This window comes from Microcoleus sp. FACHB-831, from assembly GCF_014695585.1.
In the GTDB taxonomy this organism is placed as follows: domain Bacteria; phylum Cyanobacteriota; class Cyanobacteriia; order Cyanobacteriales; family FACHB-T130; genus FACHB-831.
In genome coordinates this window covers 21,312-38,855 of record NZ_JACJON010000067.1, presented here as the reverse complement: position 1 = coordinate 38,855, position 17,544 = coordinate 21,312, and the positions used below count along the sequence as shown (strand labels likewise).

Here is a 17,544-nt window from a genome sequence, read left to right as displayed (position 1 = left end):
TCGGCGAGGATACGCATATTTTCCAAGTTGAAATCTGTACCATACATTACCCTTCGCCCTTTACAAAAAGATTAAACGCGATCGCTCTTAAACCTAACTACATAATTGACGCTAAATCCAACAGAAATCCAGGCAGCACATCTTCACCTGATAAACTAGCAGGATTGGGTATAATTTCGGCATCTTGATTGGGGCGATAAATTTCTACTCGCTGGTTTTTCCGATCTATCAACCAACCCAGTTTAGTACCATTATTGATGTACTCTTGCATTTTCGTCCGCAGTTTTTCCAGCGAATCAGTACGAGAGCGTAACTCCACTACAAAATCAGGACACAGGGGAGCAAATCTACTTTGTTCTTCAGGTGTTAAAGCATCCCAACGCTCTCGTCTTACCCAAGACGCATCAGGGGAACGTTCCGCACCATTCGGCAAAGTGAAGCCACTTGAAGAATCAAAAGCAAGCCCTAGATTGTTGTGTCGGCTCCAGCCTTGTAATTGATACGATAAATCGATATTACGATTCCCGGTTTCGCTACCTGTAGGTGGCATGATTATTAGTTCTCCTGACGCTGTGCGCTCAAATCTATAATCGCGGTTGTCCTGACAAAGCTGGAAAAATTGCTCTTGAGTCAAGTCGATTTTCAATTCGATAGTAGGAGGTAATGTAATTGTAGCCGCGTCCATAAATTTGTCCAATCAGCTTCTAAATAATTTCTAGTCTATCCCTGATTCCCCACATGAAGGCATCAAGGCGAACCTGATTTGGAAGCATAACGTGCCTTCAAGTCATAACAAAACCTAGCATGGTTAAAACTAAGGTTTTCTAGACAACAAATTGTGTTTAATTACGCTCACGGGGCTTAAGTCGTTCCTAAGCTGAATCTAGGAAGTACGCATAGATGGGCTACTAACTGCCTAATGCCGAGATAAGTTTCGCTATCCTTTATCTCTTCAATGCACCATCTTCAAGGTGCAAAATTTTATCGGCTACATCCATAATTCGAGCGTCGTGCGTTACCATCAGCACCGTACATCCGCCTTCTTTGGCTAAATTTCGTAGTAACTCAATTACCGCGTGCCCCGATTGCGAATCTAATGCAGCAGTCGGCTCATCTGCCATAATTAATTGAGGGCTTCCTGCTAAAGCACGCGCGATCGCTACTCGTTGTTTTTGTCCGCCAGACAAATCTCGCGGTAAATTCTTTCCCTTACTTCCCAACCCAACTTGTTCTAACAAAATCTGTGCTTCATGTCGTGCGGCGCGTCCCCGAATTCCCTTCATATTCAGCACCACTTCCACATTTTCAGCTGCACTCAGCGCCGGAAATAAGTTAAATCCTTGAAAAATAAAGCCAATATTTTCTAATCGAAACTTTGCTAACTTACTGCGTGACATACTCGTAATCTCTTCACCCAGTAAATACACGCTTCCAGCAGTTGGCGTTAGAATTCCCGCTAAAATTGATAGCAATGTAGTCTTGCCAGATCCAGAAGGCCCCATCAATAATTGAATATCACCCCTCTGAATTTCCAAGTCAATCCCTCTAAGCGCTTGGAAATTACCTGCCCCAGACTCATATACCATCTTTACGCCTAGCGCAGCGATCGCTCTATTCCTCCCATTCATCGGACTTGTATAACTATAATCAGCCCGACTCCGGACGCTGGCAAATTCAATACGGTTGCTTTGAGAAAGAGCCATTACATTTCCTAGTAGAACTTCTTCAAAAGTCGGTTTCTTTGCCTGCTGCTTTGTGCTGGAAGCGCCGCGTTTAGTGTATCAGGTCGTTTAAAAACTTAGTAATTATTTACAACACTTTAATAAATCTTAACCTAAGCCTTAAACACGATCGCTGGATCTACCCTCGTAACCCGTTGAATAGCAAAGATAGCAGAACCAACGCACATTACCAGCGTGACTCCCAAAACTGCGGCGGCGGTTCCGGGGGTGATTAAAATCAAAATCCCCTTAGTTGCAAACGTCCAAGCTCCCAACCCCAAGCACAGGGCCATACTGGGAACATAGCCGAGAACCGCCATCCATAGCGACTGCTCGACAATCACGCGGTATATTACCCAATCCGACGCCCCCATTGCTTTGAGTGTTCCAAACTCCTTAAGGTGGTCAGAGACAGAAGCGTAGAGGATCTGGCCGACAATCACCATACCCACAATAACGCCCACAGCCGCACCCAAACCCAGCACAAACCCAACTCCGGTTCTATTAAGCCAGTAAGCCCGAGTTTGTTCAGACATCTCAGCTTTAGTAAAAGCGCGGGTTCCTGGCAAGGCGGTCTCTAACTTCTGCTTTAGTTGCTGTAAATCTTCACCAGACTTTGCTTGCACCAACACATAAGTAATTAGATCCGTTGGAGTTAACTTCTGCGGCGGAGGCGCAGACGGCTGTAAAGGTTCAGCAGTTGGGCGGAAAGTTGCAGTTGCGCTAGTACACTGTATATCTCCTCCCGTTTGCACCTTGCATTGCAAACTAGAAGTCAGACGGGAATTTGCATAAGCATTGGCATTTTCCAAGGAAGTAAACAAAAACGTACTTGATGTAATGGATGTCGTGCCTTGGTTGAGGGCAACTAAGCCTCCCTGAAACGAGCCAACTTGAGCCACATCACCAATCTTTTGTACGTTGAGCGTACTTAAGTTAGATTTATCCACCATCACGGTGTAAGGCTGCTGCAAATCGCTCAAATTGCCTTTAATTACCTTACCTGGTGTAAATAATTGTCCCGCTGGATTGAATCCAATTATCCTCACAGGTGCAATCTTACCTTGCGGGTCGCGCCACATAGCTGCTTGGACTATTAGCACTTCTACTCCCGCTACGCCTTCTACCCGTTGAGCTTCGATGGCTCGCTGCACCGGGAATGGTAATGTTAGCTCAAAGTGAACCATATCGGCTGATGACACCCAGATGTCGGCTTCAGAGTTATCAATTAATAGACTGGTGGAACGACTAAATCCGTTCAAAATACCAGTCTGAATAGTAACCAAGCTGACAGCAAACATAATACCCGCTTGAGCTACCAGGAAGCGGGGAATATCCTCGAATAAATTCTTGCGGGCAATAGAAGCCATGAAATCGGTTTTTTATATGGGATTAACAGGATTTACGCAGCCCTGAAAGAGCATACCGGAGATTCTTAACTCCCCTATGCCTCAGTTCAGAATGACGTGTTTTTGTTTCAAATGGCTTATTTTTCATTAATTTATTGCGCTGTTACAAATTTTGCCAAAGTTTAGGACTCCTGCACATCTAACCTGCGATACCGTGTGATGCGATCGCTGGCATTTTCTTACTATGCGCGGGCATTCGAGCCGAACCCCCAGAAATACGCATCTAAAGGCATTTGTCAACCCTGAGACTGATGGAACAATGCTAAAGATTGTTAATTTAGTTAATAGAACTTAACATTCTAGCTGGCAAAATCTAAAAACCCCTCCCGTACCCTTCTTGCCATTAAGGGAAGAGGGTGGCGGTGTTAACACAAGAGTTTTTCATCTGTACTTTAAGGAGCAGCAGCAATGCAACTGAAGCCAATTAATCAGCAAGTCGTCGCCGTCGTTGGCGCATCCAGCGGAATCGGGCGGGAGACGGCGAAGCAGTTTGCTTCGCGGGGGGCGAAAGTGGTAGTAGCCGCTCGCACTCAGTCGGCGCTAGAGTCATTGGTGAACGAGATTCGCAGCGCTGGCGGCGACGCGATCGCAGTAATTGCGGACGTAAGTAATTTTGAACAAGTACAAGCGATCGCAGATAAAGCCGTTGAAGTTTACGGGCGACTCGATACCTGGGTACACGCCGCCGCTACAGGAGTAATCGCCACCTTCGACAAAATAACCCCAGAAGAATTTAGGCGCGTCATCGACGTTAACCTAACAGGACAGGCTTACGGTGCAATGGCTGCACTGCCCCATCTTAAGCGTGAGGGACGCGGGGCGCTGATCCACATCTCCTCAGTTGAAGCTAGACGCTCAGTACCCTACCAAAGCCCTTATTCTGCGTCAAAGCACGGCGTTGAGGGTATGCTCGACGCCTTACGCCTTGAACTTCAACATGAAGGATGGCCCATCAGCGTCACTAACATAATGCCTTCGGTGATTAACACGCCATACTACAATAAAGTTCGCACCAAGATAGGCGTGAAGCCAACTGGAGTACCACCCTACTACGATCCGAGCCTTGTCGCCGACGCCATTCTCTACGTCGCCGAGAACCCGACGAGAGATTTTATTGTCGGGGATGTCGGCAAGGCTATCGATATAGTACAGCGGATTTCGCCAGCGTTGGCAGATAGTATTTTGATGCTTGTCGGCTTCGCAGGACAGCACACCGACGAGCCGAAATCAGAAGACGCGCCCAACAATGTGTTCGAGCCTATCGAAGGTTACGACAGAGTTCAGGGAGATTTTAACAACTTGGAGATACCAGCCATCAGTGACTGGTTCGATAAGAATCCGCCGTTCAAGTGGGGCGCGATCGCTGCTGCGGTTTTGGGAGCTGCATCCCTCTTGGGTGCGCTACTTCCAGGGAAAGATGTTTAAGCAATTGCAATTCCTTAGTGTCTAAGAAGCCTCTTTTCTAAGTAAGCAGCGGTTGGGTTTGCCCGCCCCATCGCTGCAACCCAATAAAAATGCTTGCCTTTCTCCTAAATTTCTTCCTGTCCCTAGTAGCAATTTAATCCCGCAGAAAGAGCAAAGTTCGATACTAACTGGGCTACCTTCATTACATAAGAAAAAGGAGCTTAAATTTTATGCCCAACGAAGAAAACCAAGTTTTGCCAGAAGATCCCAGAGAAGCCGAACCCGGACGAGGTGCGCCAGGAAACAATCATTTTGGAGTTCAACTGGCACAAACAATTGGAGTCAATGCCCCAGATGAGCTGATTCCCTCTAATGTTGATGTAGACCAAAACGTAAAGCAACTTGAGGCTTTCCAAGCCCAAGAAGAAGAGACCGATCTTCACACTACGGATGGCTATGTCATTGATGAGGCTGGACAGATTAATAATTTTGCAATAGAGCCTCCAATGTATGTAGAAGAAAAATAGGCTTGGTAATGGCTAATTGGTAATAGGTAGAATCAGGCTAATCAGCAAATAAAAGGCCTTTTCAGTCAGAGCGAAGGAACGTAGGCTGTCATGCCAAAAAAAGACAAGCTATGCGTTTTAGGGCTTTTGACCATTTATGGTTCGGCCAATGCCCACCTTAATTACTACCTACTACCAATTGCCGCTTAAACATTAAACTGTTGCTCTTGCTTAATCACGAAAAAATTTATTTAGAGATATTAATTTAAGATTTAAGTGTAAAGTGGTGAAAAAAATTATTAAAAGCCCCTATACTTAACGCGGCGGAAAATTACTTCTCTCGATAGGGGTAAAAATAGATTGGCGCGATCGCGCCAATCTTCTGTTATACAAATTCAGAAGAAAATTCCCTATCTACAGCCAGAACTCATACACCAGCTAGTAGGTTTATTCTAAGGTGGATCGTTCCTCGGAATAGAAATGAAACCTCGGCACGCAATACATTGGTTCGGCAGTTTAGTAATCAGCGGCATTTTATTCACTACCGCCAACGCTGGGTTTACACAGCAGCCGAATACATTAAGCGAACCAAAGCCGAACACAGCACGGCTGAGAGTTGCTTCAGAAGAACAATATTTTGCCGATATTATCGTCAGAGGACGCCCAGTATTTCAAGTGGGTAGCTTGTCGGGAATTGGTGCATTAGAGCGATCGCAAATCATCAATCGACGCATTGCCAGCCTAATTGAGCAACCTGAATCTTTAGGCGAAGTTACTGTAAAACTTGACAATACCCGCAAAATTGCCACTCTACAACTAAATAATCGAGTTTTGATGACTGTCACCCAACAGGACGCCCGCGACTTCGGTATGTCTGTTGAAGTTTTAGCCCAGAAGTGGGCAGATCAATTAAATAGAGCTTTTAACAAACCGTCTCTAGCCCTTGATGTTGGACAGCGGCTATACCTTACTGTGAGCGATTTGGTGGAGGACACCATCAGCAGGTTGCCCTCAATTTTAGGGGCGATTGTTGTGATTTTTCTCACTTGGAGCTTCGCCAAGGGCGTCGGTTACGTCGCCTTGCGATGGGCGCATCAAACAGAAGGCGATCGCAGCACCGAAATCCTCATGGCGCGACTGGGTTATGGCGGAGTCTGGGTGATTGGTTCTGTCGTCGCGCTGGGAGTCTTAGGACTTGACTTTGGAGCCTTGTTGGGAGCGCTGGGGCTAACCAGCGTAGCTATCGGCTTTGGTTTCAAAGATGTTTTTAGTAACTACATCTCTGGGATGATTTTACTTGCTGCCCGACCCTTCCGCCTGGGCGATCAAGTTGTAATCAAAGAATACGAAGGCACAATTACCCAAATTCAACTGCGGGCGACAACAATTAATACATACGACGGTCGCAAGGTTTACATCCCCAATCAAGATGTCTTCCAAGCCAGCATCATAAATAACACCGCATTCCCTTATAGGCGCAGTTCCGTCAGCGTTGGTATTGCCTATGCTGCGGACATTTCCACCGCACAACAGATCATCCTCGATGCGGTCGTCAAGGTTAAAGGCGTCCAAGAACAACCAGTACCAGAAGTCCTCGTACGGGAACTGGCTACTGGCAATGTCACCCTGGAAGTGCGCTTTTGGGTAAATTCCCAGCGTTTGCAATTTATGAAGACCACATCGCTGGCCAATCAGGCGATTAAAGAAGCTTTGCAACAAGCTGGAATTGAGATACCTACCGAGATTTATACGGTTATGTTTGGTAACTCACCTAACAGCGACGGTCAAATTAATCGCAATTCCCAAGTAAGAGCCGGAAATGGCAAATCACAACTATAAACCACTCATCCTTGTAACTTTCTCAGGTGGTTAATTAACGCTTGCAATCCCAGAGTGTAACTATCCGCGCCAAAACCGCTGATTTGACCTATCGCAATTGGTGCAATATAGGAATGATGTCTAAATTCTTCGCGGCGATAAATGTTGCTCAGATGCACTTCTACAGTGGGAATGTTAACAGCCGCGATCGCATCTCTTATAGCCACGCTCGTATGAGTATACGCCCCAGCATTTATCAAAATTCCCTGGTGCTTGCCCGCAGCATCATGTATTGCATCGACTAAGACGCCTTCATGGTTCGACTGTAAGGGATAAACCTTCGCCTGTAGCTTTTGAGCTTCCTCTACTAACAGGCGATTAATTTCATCCAAAGTCACCGTGCCATACACCCCTGGTTCTCGTTTTCCCAGCAGGTTAATGTTTGGCCCGTGCAGTACCAAAATACTTAGCTGAAGCAAAGTTTTACTATTAATTCAATTGTGTTAGCGGCGCTGGCGCGATCGCTCGTTTACTGGTATTGGTATCGGTTCCGGTTCTGGTTCAGCCTCCGGCCCTAGCAACGTCTCTATGAGCTTGCGTGCCCATTCTTTCAGCTTTTCCAGTACCTTCTCTATATAATCATCCATTGAACCAACGGCTCCTGCAATACAACCAGGATTTTAATTGACAGATGGGCAAGGGTTTTTGGGGGGTTGCGTGCGCCGATGGCGCTTTCACAAGCACCATATATTTTTGTGCTGGATAACACGCCCCACCCCAATCGGGGCATAGCATATGATGCTTTATACAAGCCTTTTTTGCTATCCGATTACCACTTTGAAACTTTAGTTTCGCGTGGTAGTTTGTATTTACTTTAAGCCTAGCACAACTATTAAGAGCATCCCACTCTCTCTATAGACGAGTTTGCGCCAATCCAGGCTTCAGATTTTTAACATATCAATTAAAAATTAACAATTTTTTCATACTTGCGCTATTGACAAGGGAGAAATGTTCTTAAACATTGAGGAATTGCTTGCTAAGAGTATATTTTTGAGTAATTCTTACTAGCGAGAGGATAACGATCTTGCCAATAACTTGCGCCGCAGTTGGTCGAGAGCGTTACAAGCAGCCACCAAGCGAATCGAGGCGCGATCGCGCTGTTGGCCTAACTGATATTTCACGCTTTCTACATAGTCATCCGGCCCCGCCAGGCCAATGTAAACTAGACCCACAGGCTTAGTTTCGCTTCCGCCACCAGGCCCAGCAATGCCAGTGATACTTAGTCCCCAAGTAGTTGAGAGACGCGATCGCACCCCCTGTGCCATTTGTTTGGCAACCGTTTCGCTAACAGCACCAGATTGGGCTAAATCTTCCGGATTGACGCCCAGCATGGAAATTTTCACCTTATTGTCATAAGAAATAACCCCACCCCAGAAGTAATTAGAACTACCAGAAACAGCCGTCAACATACTACCCAAACCCCCACCCGTGCATGACTCCGCTACAGCAAGCGTCTCACCCTCCGCTTGCAACAAACTACCAACAACAGAGGCGAGGGTGTCATCGTCAGCACCGTAATAATTAAGTCCCCCAATTTGTTGCAACTGTTGCGCGACAGGTTCTATAAGTTGCTGCGCTTCCTCTTCCGATTTAGCTAAAGCAGAAACGCGCAACCTCACCTCGCCCATTCCGGCATAAGGCGCAACAGTTGGATTCTGCATATTCAAGAACGCATCAACTTTCTCAGCTAATGCAGACTCCGCAATACCCCAAAACTTCAACGACCGACTGTAAATAATATCCTTACCCCAGCCTTGGCTTTTAAGATAAGGAACAGCCGTTTCTTGCCACATCCGTTGCATTTCCGACGGCACGCCTGGAAACGTGAGAATAGTTGCACCCCCCACCCGCCAGATGATACCGGGGGCAGTTCCCCCCGGATTGGGCAAAATTTCTGCTCCTTCAGGGATGAGGGCTTGTTTGCGGTTGCTGGGCGTCATTTCGCGATCGCGAGAAGCGTATTTGCGGAGGATGTCTTCTATAATTTCTGGTTTTTCAACTAGACCGACGCCAAAAAAGTCAGCAATAGTCTCGACTGTAAGATCGTCGGGGGTAGGGCCAAGACCGCCCGTGAAGATGAGAATTTGCGAATTGCGGTTAAGCGCAATGTCAATAACTTGCTTAATGCGCTCTGGATTATCTCCCACTACGGTTTGATAGAAGTGGGGGATTCCCAGAGTTGCCAGTTGTTGGGCTAAAAATTGGGCATTGGTATTGAGAATATCGCCCAGCAACAGTTCGGTGCCAACGCAAATAATTTCAGCGCTCATAATTATTCATTGTCCAGTGTTGATTGCCATGCCCCATGCCCAATTACCAATTAGCTATTAGCCATTTCCATCAATATTTTTTGAGCATTTTGTTCGGGGGACTCTTCAGTGGGGCGCCGTTGAAGGTAGCGACCATCGGGTTGTAAATCCCAGGATTGACGGTTATCGGCTAACATAACTCCGAGTATTTCTTGGAGGTCTTTGGACATTTCTGGATCTTCAATAGGCGCGATCGCTTCGACTCGCCGATCTAAATTGCGTGTCATCCAGTCTGCGCTGCCAATATAAACTTCTTCTTGTCCTCCGTTATGAAAATAGTAAATACGCGAGTGTTCTAAAAAGCGCCCCACGATACTCATAACGCGGATATTTTCGCTGATGCCTTCCACTCCTGGACGCAGACAGCAAATTCCCCTGATAATCAAATCAATTTGAACGCCAGCCCGCGACGCCTCGTAGAGGGCTGCAATCATTTGGGGGTCTACAAGGGCATTCATTTTAGCGACAATGCGGGCGTGTTGACCGTTGTGGGCGCAATCGATTTCGCGGTGGATCAATCCAAGGAAGCGATCGCGCATATTTACAGGTGCTACCAACAACTTGCGATAAGACCGCTGGCGCGAGTAACCAGTCAAATAATTAAACAAATCCGTCAAATCTGCACCTAGTTCCTCGCGACAGCTTATTAAGCCCAAATCTGTATAAATTCGCGCTGTCCTGTGGTTGTAATTGCCAGTCCCAACATGGACATAACGACGAATGCGGTCATCTTCGCGACGCACCACTAAAACCACTTTGGTGTGAGTCTTTAGCCCCACCAGACCGTAAACCACATGAACTCCAGCTTGTTCTAACTTACGCGCCCAGTTGATATTATTTTCTTCATCAAAACGGGCTTTTAGTTCCACCAAAACCGCCACCTGCTTGCCATTCGCAGCAGCCGCAATCAAGGCGTTAAGAATAGGCGAGTCACCAGAGGTGCGGTATAGCGTCATTTTAATTGCCAGCACCTTTGCATCGTGCGCCGCCTGGGTAATGAAGCGCTGCACCGTTGCGACAAAAGAATGATAGGGATGGTGAACCATCAAATCGCGCTGGCGGATTAGGCTAAAAAAATCTTCACCCTCATCATCATCCGGATCGTTCATCCGGCGAAGGCGCGGGGGTATTCCAGGCGTCCAAGCTGGGTCTTTAAGTTCTGGGAGTGGCAATTCCATCAAGGACATTAAATCTCCCAATCCCAACAAACCATCAATTTCGTAGACTTCCCTATCTGAAATTCCCATTTCCCGCATCAGCATTCCTCGCACTGCTTCGGGCATTGAGCTTTGAAGTTCCATCCGTACCACAGAGCCACCAATGCGGCGTTTACGCAGTTCTTGCTCAATGGCTAGCAGCAAATCGTCGGCTTCATCTTCTTCTAGTTCCAAATCTGTATCGCGTGTGATACGGAAGGGGTGATATTCTTGAATGTTCATCCCTGGAAATAGGGATTCTAGATTATGAGCGATCGCCTGTTCTAGCGGAACCCCCGTCCAAACGCAGGGGCGATCGTAAAACTGCTGGCGCAACTCCTCTGGTAGCGCCATAAACCGGGGCAGCGTCTTAGGTACTTTAATGCGGGCAAACAATTCTTCTCCCGTTTCTGGTTCCTTTACCACTACAGCCAGATTTAAGCTGAGGTTGGAAATATAGGGAAAAGGATGCGAGGGGTCGATAGCCAGAGGAGTTAGTACGGGAAAAATTTGCTGGTCAAAATAGTTTTGCAGGTAAGTTCGCTGTTCTTGGTTCAAGTCCACATAGTCAACAATGTGGATGCCTTTAGCCGACAACTGCCGCCGCAATGCCTGCTCAAAGTGTTGATGCTGTTGAATTACTAAAGGACGCAGACGAGAGCTGATTATCTCAAGCTGTTCGCCGGGCGTCCGGCCATCCGCCGTCAGTTTACTTACTTTGGCTTCTAGCTGTTCCTTCAAAGCGGCGACTCGCACCATGAAGTATTCATCTAAGTTGGAACTGAAAATAGCCATGAACTTGAGACGTTCCAGCAGGGGCGTCCGGGGGTCGATAGCTTCATGCAAAACTCTGCTGTTAAACTCTAACCAGCTTGTTTCTCGGCTGATGTAATATTGCGGATCTCTAAGATTAAGTTCTGTCGCAGTCTTCTTATGTTTAGCCATGGCTTTGGGGGAATGGAGGCGTCACCAATTCTTACAATAAAGCAACGCCTCGCTCTCTTAAAATACTTCTTCTTCCCGACCCTGCCACCATTCACCAAGATTCATCAAATCTTCGTGAATATCAGCTAAGATGCTCGCATATTCTTCAGGCGAAACCATACTGCGGCTCTCTTCAAGTTTTTTCAGACGCAGTTGCACTAACAACCAAGGTTTTGAGATGCTATCTGTTGCTTCGAGATAATACGCTAATTCTTTGCTATCCATAATTAAAGCCTTTTACTAAAAAAGATAGGGTGGGAAATTCCCACCCTATCTTCTTAAGATTACAGGCAGTTGCTTAGGCAGCGTTAGCTAAATTTTGAGCAACGAAGTCCCAGTTAATTAGATGGTCTACATAGTTCTGCATGAAGTTGGGACGGCTGTTCTGGTAGTCCAGATAGTAGGCGTGTTCCCAAACATCCATAGTCAGTAAGGCGCTTTGACCGTGAGCAAGCGGGTTCTCCGCGTTCGGGGTCTTGGTGACTTTCAGGGTGTCGCCGTCTTTGATAAGCCACGCCCAACCGCTACCAAACTGAGTCGCACCAGCGTTTTTGAACTCTTCTTTGAATTTATCAAGACTGCCAAAGCTGGCGTTAATTTTGTCAGCTAGTTCACCGCTGGGCGAACCGCCGCCGTTAGGCTTGATGCCGTTCCAGTAGAAGGTATGGTTCCACACCTGAGCGGCGTTGTTGAACACACCCGCTTTGGATGGGTCTTTGAAGGTTGCTTTGATGATTTCCTCAAGCGACTTATCAGCTAGTTCCGTGTCTTTGACTAGGTTGTTGAGGGTGTTGACGTAAGTAGCGTGGTGCTTGCCGTAATGGAATTCAAGCGTGCGAGCCGACATACCCGACGGTTCTAGGGCGTCTTGGTCGTAAGGTAAAGGGGGTAGTTCAAATGCCATTGAGTGAAATCCTCTCTTAATTGCTTCTTAGCTTAAAGCGAATACCGTCGCTTTAGCATTTCTGGTATTAAGGTTTACCAGCGATCGCGCCAACAGCGCTTGAAACAAAACTTAACCATAGGATTTTAGCTTAAAACTGGAGACACAGCCAAAAGCCGATAATCTGCTGGCGGCTGGTCATTTTTTACAGTAAATAGCGTACTTTGTCAACCCACTAACTTCCTTCGAGGAGAATATTAATGGGTTAAAAGTTCTTTGACAATTTTAATAGCAGCTTTTGCCGTCTTAGCAATAAAAATATTATCTGCCGATAAACTTCTGAAAAACAGCTTGCTTTCTTCAGAGTCAGTTAACAAAATAACTTGTTTATTTCCCTTCAGGGCGAGTGCTACTTCTGATGCAGTTCCCGCACCCATCCCACAAGCAATGACAACATTAGAAGAAAGAACGTTAATATTATTCCGAGCGTTTCCCATATCCGTGACAATAGCAATATCTACGGCTTCGGAAATATTATTAGTGTCGTTATTGGGCAGAATTCCAACAGTTAGACCATTTGCAGCTTTTGCACCCTTATTCGCTGCATCCATAACACCAGCATTTCTACCACCAGTCAGCAAAACCCATCCTTCTTGGGCGATAAGTTGACCGAGTTGATAGGCATTTTGTAAGTCTGTTTCTGATGCATTGGCTCCTGGCCCCATGACACCCATAATAATTTTTCCCATAAAATTGAATTACAAATTGTTTGAAAGCGCTCGGTATTAAAAAATGATATGTGTCTTGAAGTATAGTTTAGTTTAAAATAATTTAATCAGATGTAAAAGCAAGAATAAAAGATATGGTTCAAGCAGTTGGGATTACAGAAGCAATTACTAGCCTAAACGAGGCGCACGACAAATTAAACCTGAGCCAAAGTACGGATAATCACTTTTTTAGAGAATGGTTTGAGGGTTTGCCCGAACTCACAGAGCAAGAAAAAGAATCGCTAAACGGGTTGAAAAATCGCTACCTTTACCATGCAGCGGATGGTGCTATAACAGAAGGTACGATTAACATTATTATGCTGTCTCCCCTTCTGGAACTGGTGCAGCTGTGCGATCCACCTTTTAAGATTAAGGGAGAGGCATCGGTAAAAGTAGAGCTTGAAGACGAAGATGTAGTTTTACAAGGACGCATTGATGCCCTGGTTGTGCAAAATCAATTCTGGGTAGTGGTAATTGAGGCAAAGCGTTATGGTTTTACTGCTTCCTTTGCCATACCGCAGGCTCTAGCTTATATGATGGCAAACCCGCACTCGGAAAGGCCAACTTTTGGAATGGTGACGAATGGGCAGCACTATATTTTTATTAAGCTGACGGCTCAGGAGAAGCAGTACGCACTGTCAGACGAGTTTACAATATCAAAACGCAGTAACAACGAGTTATACGAAGTGCTGCGGGTGATGAAGCAAATTGCAGGCGCGATCGCGTAGAGACAAGCAGCAGCAAGGTGGGAAATGCCTGCGCGTAATGAAGCAAATTGCAGGCGCGATCGCGTAGAGACAAGCAGCAACAAGGTGGGAAATGCCCACCCTACGAACTAAGGTAAACAACCGATAATTATACCAGCAAGTAAAACAAATCCAATCCAGACATTTTGGCGAAAAGTTTCAGCGTAAACAGGTCTGGGAATATCTTTTTGGCTAAGTCGGCTATATTGCCAAAGCCATGCTGTAGTTGCAATTGCTAGTGCTAGCCAAAAGCCTAGCTTAAGATCCATAACAATAGCCAACCACTCCAGTAAAATTACAGTGCAAGTGAAGAATACGCCAACAGCTTCGGCAGCATACTTGCCAAAAAATAAAGCGCTGGAGTTGATGCCAATTCGCTTATCATCTTCGCGATCGCTCATTGCATATACGGTATCAAAGCCTAGCGTCCAGAATACCGTTGCACCCCACAAAATCCACATAGGTTCTTCAAGGCGTGCAGTTACAGCAGTCCAACTAATTAAGACGCCAAAACCCCACGCGATCGCCAGTACAAGTTGCGGAACTGGGAACACGCGCTTGGCTGAAGGATAGAAGAGAATAACGGGAACGGCTGCAACGCACAACCAAAAAGTTAGCTGATTGAGATACAGCGCCAGAACGCCAGCGCAGATTAAAGCTATCAAGCCTACTACAATTCCCGTCCGTACCGACAAAGCGCGAGAAGCGAGGGGGCGCGATCGCGTTCTTTCTACTTGCGGATCGATATTCCTGTCCCACAAGTCATTCGCAACGCAACCAGCCGCACTGGTAGCTAAAGTGCCCAAAACAATAACGCCGACAAGCGGTAGCGGTGGCGTACCTCGTGCAGCCAAAAAGACAGCCCACAGCGCTGGAATCATCAAAATTAGGCGTCCTGCTGGCTTATCCCACCGCAGAAGCCGAATAATAGTCAGCCATGTAGGTTCAGATTGTGGTTGTGGAGTCGTCACCATACTCTTGAGTAGTTGTTAGTTAAAAAAAACAGGTTCATAAATATCTACCTTTTAAAGATATCGTTATGCATAGATAGTGCAATGCGGTTGTGGCGCTGGGTACAAAGACAATGGTTGATTTACTCGCACAAACGGGGGATAGTTTGGTGAATGTTCCTCAGATGGGGGAACAAGAGCGCGTTCTTGCAGCTATTGACATTGGTACGAATTCGATTCACATGGTAGTGGTGCGGATTCAACCGGATCTGCCTGCTTTTACGATTGTTGCTAGAGAGAAAGACACAGTAAGGTTAGGCGATCGCGATCCTGATACTGGCGATCTGAAAGCCGCAGTAATGGAACGCGCGATCGCATCCCTGCGGCGCTGTCAAGAAATCGCCAAGAGTTTCAAAGCCGAACAAATAATTGCCGTCGCCACCAGCGCAGTGCGAGAAGCACCCAACGGACGCGACTTTATTAAATACATCAAGTCAGAGTTGGGTCTGCTTGTCAACCTGATCTCCGGACAAGAAGAAGCACGACGGATTTACCTCGGCGTATTGTCGGGGATGGAATTTGACGGACAATCCCACATTATTATTGACATTGGTGGCGGCTCAACAGAATTAATTTTGGGAGATAGCCACGAACCGCGATCGCTCACCAGCACTAAGATAGGCGCTGTGCGACTTACCAGCGAGTACATCACCACCGACCCCATCAGCAACGCCGAATTCCAGTTTTTGCAAGCTTATATTAAAGGAACTCTAGAACGTGCAGTTGAGGAAGTGCGGGCTGCTCTGCAACCGGGCGAAACTCCTCGCTTAGTGGGAACTGCGGGCACGATAGAGACTTTAGCAATAATTCAGGCGCGAGAACAACTGGGAACGGTACCCAGTCCGCTTACAGGCTACCAGTTGAGTCTTAGCTACCTGCGCGAGTTGGTTCATCGCTTACGCAAGCTAAATAATTCAGAACGCGCCGCCATTCCCGGTATGTCAGATAGACGTTCAGAAATTGTCTTAGCTGGTGCGTTGATTTTGCAAGAAGCGATGGCGCTGCTGGGGTTAGATTCGTTGACGGTATGCGAACGAAGTCTCCGCGAAGGAGTCATTGTTGACTGGATGCTAACGCACGGATTAATTGAAGACAGATTGCGTTATCAAACTGAGGTGCGTCAGCGCAGCGTTATTAAAACAGCCCATAAATATGGCGTAGATTTGGAACACAGCCATAGAGTCGCAAATTTTGCCCTAAGCTTGTTCGATCAAACTAGGGGCGTGTTGCACAATTGGAGTGAAGAAGAACGGGAATTGTTGTGGGCTGCGGCGATTTTGCACAACTGCGGACATTATATAAGCCATTCCGCCCACCACAAGCATTCTTATTATTTGATTCGCAACGGCGAACTGTTGGGATATACGGAAACAGATATCGAAGTTATGGCAAATTTAGCCAGATATCACCGCAAAAGTAGCCCTAAAAAGAAGCATGAGAGCTACAGCAAGCTAGCTAGTAAAGTTCATCGGCATATAGTTAGCCAGTTGAGCGCGATATTGCGATTAGCAGTAGCGTTGGATAGGAGACAGCTTGGCGCGATCGCAGGCGTAAATTGCGAGTTTACGCCAGAACGGCGATCGCTGCATTTACGCCTGCAACCTGCTCATTTAGAGGATGATTGCGCTTTGGAACTTTGGAGTTTAGATTACAACAAAGGCGTATTTGAAGAGGAATTTAACGTTAAATTAGTTGCCAAGTTAGAGCCTGTTGCTGTTGCACTTAACTAGGCCAACTAACTTGCGTTGTGAATAAAACTCTGGAACAGCGAAGCCGCAGAGAGGAAATCGTGCTAACTTTTCACAAGAGTTAAAAAATCGGGTATGTAAGACTGACGCGCTTAGTAGGAAATTACCTCATAAGGAAACTATGAGAAAAATACGTTTGTTCATTGCTTCTAGCGTTGACGGATACATTGCAAGGACATCGGGAGACGTAGATTGGCTGTTCACCGACCAAGACTACGGTTATACGGATTTTTTTGCCCAAATTGATACAGTAATTATGGGTAATAAGACATATCAGCAGATGCTTGGTTTTGGAGAATATCCCTACGCAGGTAAAGAAGGTTTTGTTTTCTCAAAAACTCTGCAAGGTGAAAAAGACAACAATGTAAAATTTGTTGGGGGTGATTTGAAAGGCTTCCTCAACTCACTGCGTCAATCTCCTGGTGGTGATATCTGGCTAGTTGGGGGAGGGGAGATAATTCATTATTTAATGAAACATGGTTTTGTCGATGAATTGATTCTCTCAATCCACCCAATTATTCTAGGGAGTGGTATTCCACTTATTGTGAACGATCCAACTCTTGAGACTGTGCTTGAGTTGAAAGACGTTAAAACCTATAATTCCGGATTGTTGCAAGTATCTTATGATTTGATAAGAAGAACCACAGATACAATCTGAAAATTGCATTGCAGCGGACGGCTACTTTTTATAGCAGTCCTAAATAATTCGCGAAAGCGAGATCCCCGACTTCTTTAAGAAGTCGGGGATCTGAACTTCAATTAAATTGTGTTGGTTGATCCGGCAGGATAACCAAGAAATGAAGATTTATCGCCCCAATCAATACTTGGGAGTTATCAAAAATACTGCTAGTTTATTATTTCCCACTATGGACAAAGTTATAGGGCTTACTATATTGAACTAATATTTGCAAAGCTGCCCAAATTTAATAAAAAAATATTATTCAAAGTATGGTAACAAGTATTGAGTAAATTGCCAGATTGAA

Annotated in this window: 17 protein-coding genes; 6 read left to right on the top strand and 11 right to left on the bottom strand. The window is 46.0% G+C overall.

The genetic code is table 11. From position 1 onward, the window contains the following. Positions 1-97: 97 nt before the first annotated feature. The 3 genes from H6F77_RS18940 to H6F77_RS18930 all read right to left on the bottom strand — a co-directional run bounded on the left by H6F77_RS18940 (position 98) and on the right by H6F77_RS18930 (position 3,091). Positions 98-685 (bottom strand): Uma2 family endonuclease, encoded by a 588-nt coding sequence (locus H6F77_RS18940; protein ID WP_190490107.1) that lies wholly within the window; start codon positions 683-685, stop codon positions 98-100. Between the two features lie 259 nt (positions 686-944). Next, a complete protein-coding gene (locus tag H6F77_RS18935; RefSeq protein ID WP_199321432.1) occupies positions 945-1,628 on the bottom strand; it encodes an ABC transporter ATP-binding protein in 684 nt (227 codons plus the stop codon). Positions 1,629-1,834: 206 nt separating this feature from the next. Further along, positions 1,835-3,091 (bottom strand): FtsX-like permease family protein, encoded by a 1,257-nt coding sequence (locus H6F77_RS18930; protein WP_190490105.1) that lies wholly within the window; start codon positions 3,089-3,091, stop codon positions 1,835-1,837. A 447-nt stretch (positions 3,092-3,538) separates the two neighbouring features. On the opposite strand from H6F77_RS18930, the gene H6F77_RS18925 reads away from it, so the two are divergent. From H6F77_RS18925 to H6F77_RS18915, 3 genes are all read left to right on the top strand, one after another. Continuing rightward, positions 3,539-4,555, top strand: coding sequence for an SDR family oxidoreductase (locus H6F77_RS18925; RefSeq protein WP_190490104.1), 1,017 nt, complete (start codon positions 3,539-3,541; stop codon positions 4,553-4,555). Positions 4,556-4,764: 209 nt separating this feature from the next. Further along, positions 4,765-5,061 carry a hypothetical protein gene (locus H6F77_RS18920; protein WP_190490103.1) on the top strand — a complete coding sequence of 99 codons (297 nt, stop codon included), beginning with the start codon at positions 4,765-4,767 and terminating at the stop codon, positions 5,059-5,061. Between the two features lie 459 nt (positions 5,062-5,520). Next, positions 5,521-6,879 (top strand): mechanosensitive ion channel family protein, encoded by a 1,359-nt coding sequence (locus H6F77_RS18915; RefSeq protein WP_190490102.1) that lies wholly within the window; start codon positions 5,521-5,523, stop codon positions 6,877-6,879. A gap of 5 nt (positions 6,880-6,884) precedes the next feature. Here H6F77_RS18915 and aroQ read toward each other — a convergent pair whose 3' ends face one another. From aroQ to H6F77_RS18880, 7 genes are all read right to left on the bottom strand, one after another. After that, a complete protein-coding gene (gene aroQ, locus H6F77_RS18910) occupies positions 6,885-7,337 on the bottom strand; it encodes a type II 3-dehydroquinate dehydratase (RefSeq protein WP_190490101.1) in 453 nt (150 codons plus the stop codon). 24 nt (positions 7,338-7,361) lie between these two features. Next, positions 7,362-7,505: a hypothetical protein gene (locus H6F77_RS18905; protein ID WP_190490100.1), complete on the bottom strand. Its 144-nt coding sequence runs from the start codon at positions 7,503-7,505 to the stop codon at positions 7,362-7,364. Between the two features lie 417 nt (positions 7,506-7,922). Further along, positions 7,923-9,188, bottom strand: a complete 1,266-nt coding sequence (locus H6F77_RS18900; RefSeq protein WP_190490099.1) for a competence/damage-inducible protein A — start codon at positions 9,186-9,188, stop codon at positions 7,923-7,925. A 50-nt stretch (positions 9,189-9,238) separates the two neighbouring features. Continuing rightward, the gene (ppk1, locus tag H6F77_RS18895) at positions 9,239-11,368 is read right to left on the bottom strand and encodes a polyphosphate kinase 1 (protein ID WP_190490098.1); all 2,130 of its coding nucleotides are present in this window, start codon (positions 11,366-11,368) and stop codon (positions 9,239-9,241) included. Positions 11,369-11,425: 57 nt separating this feature from the next. Continuing rightward, positions 11,426-11,632, bottom strand: coding sequence for a hypothetical protein (locus H6F77_RS18890; protein WP_190490097.1), 207 nt, complete (start codon positions 11,630-11,632; stop codon positions 11,426-11,428). Positions 11,633-11,705: 73 nt separating this feature from the next. After that, positions 11,706-12,311 carry a superoxide dismutase [Fe] gene (sodB, locus tag H6F77_RS18885; RefSeq protein WP_190490096.1) on the bottom strand — a complete coding sequence of 202 codons (606 nt, stop codon included), beginning with the start codon at positions 12,309-12,311 and terminating at the stop codon, positions 11,706-11,708. A 236-nt stretch (positions 12,312-12,547) separates the two neighbouring features. Next, positions 12,548-13,039, bottom strand: a complete 492-nt coding sequence (locus H6F77_RS18880) for a TIGR00725 family protein (protein WP_190490095.1) — start codon at positions 13,037-13,039, stop codon at positions 12,548-12,550. Positions 13,040-13,152: 113 nt separating this feature from the next. Between H6F77_RS18880 and H6F77_RS18875 the strand changes: the two genes are divergently transcribed. Beyond that, on the top strand, positions 13,153-13,785 hold the full coding sequence (locus tag H6F77_RS18875) for a type I restriction enzyme HsdR N-terminal domain-containing protein (RefSeq protein ID WP_190490094.1): 633 nt from the start codon (positions 13,153-13,155) through the stop codon (positions 13,783-13,785). 107 nt (positions 13,786-13,892) lie between these two features. On the opposite strand, the gene H6F77_RS18870 is transcribed toward H6F77_RS18875, so the two are convergent. Further along, on the bottom strand, positions 13,893-14,777 hold the full coding sequence (locus H6F77_RS18870; RefSeq protein ID WP_190490093.1) for a 4-hydroxybenzoate solanesyltransferase: 885 nt from the start codon (positions 14,775-14,777) through the stop codon (positions 13,893-13,895). Between the two features lie 110 nt (positions 14,778-14,887). Here H6F77_RS18870 and H6F77_RS18865 point away from each other — a divergent pair, with 110 nt between their 5' ends. Both H6F77_RS18865 and H6F77_RS18860 read left to right on the top strand, forming a co-directional pair. Beyond that, positions 14,888-16,543: a Ppx/GppA phosphatase family protein gene (locus tag H6F77_RS18865; protein ID WP_190490092.1), complete on the top strand. Its 1,656-nt coding sequence runs from the start codon at positions 14,888-14,890 to the stop codon at positions 16,541-16,543. 139 nt (positions 16,544-16,682) lie between these two features. Further along, on the top strand, positions 16,683-17,219 hold the full coding sequence (locus H6F77_RS18860; RefSeq protein ID WP_190490091.1) for a dihydrofolate reductase family protein: 537 nt from the start codon (positions 16,683-16,685) through the stop codon (positions 17,217-17,219). The last annotated feature ends 325 nt before the right edge of the window (positions 17,220-17,544 follow it).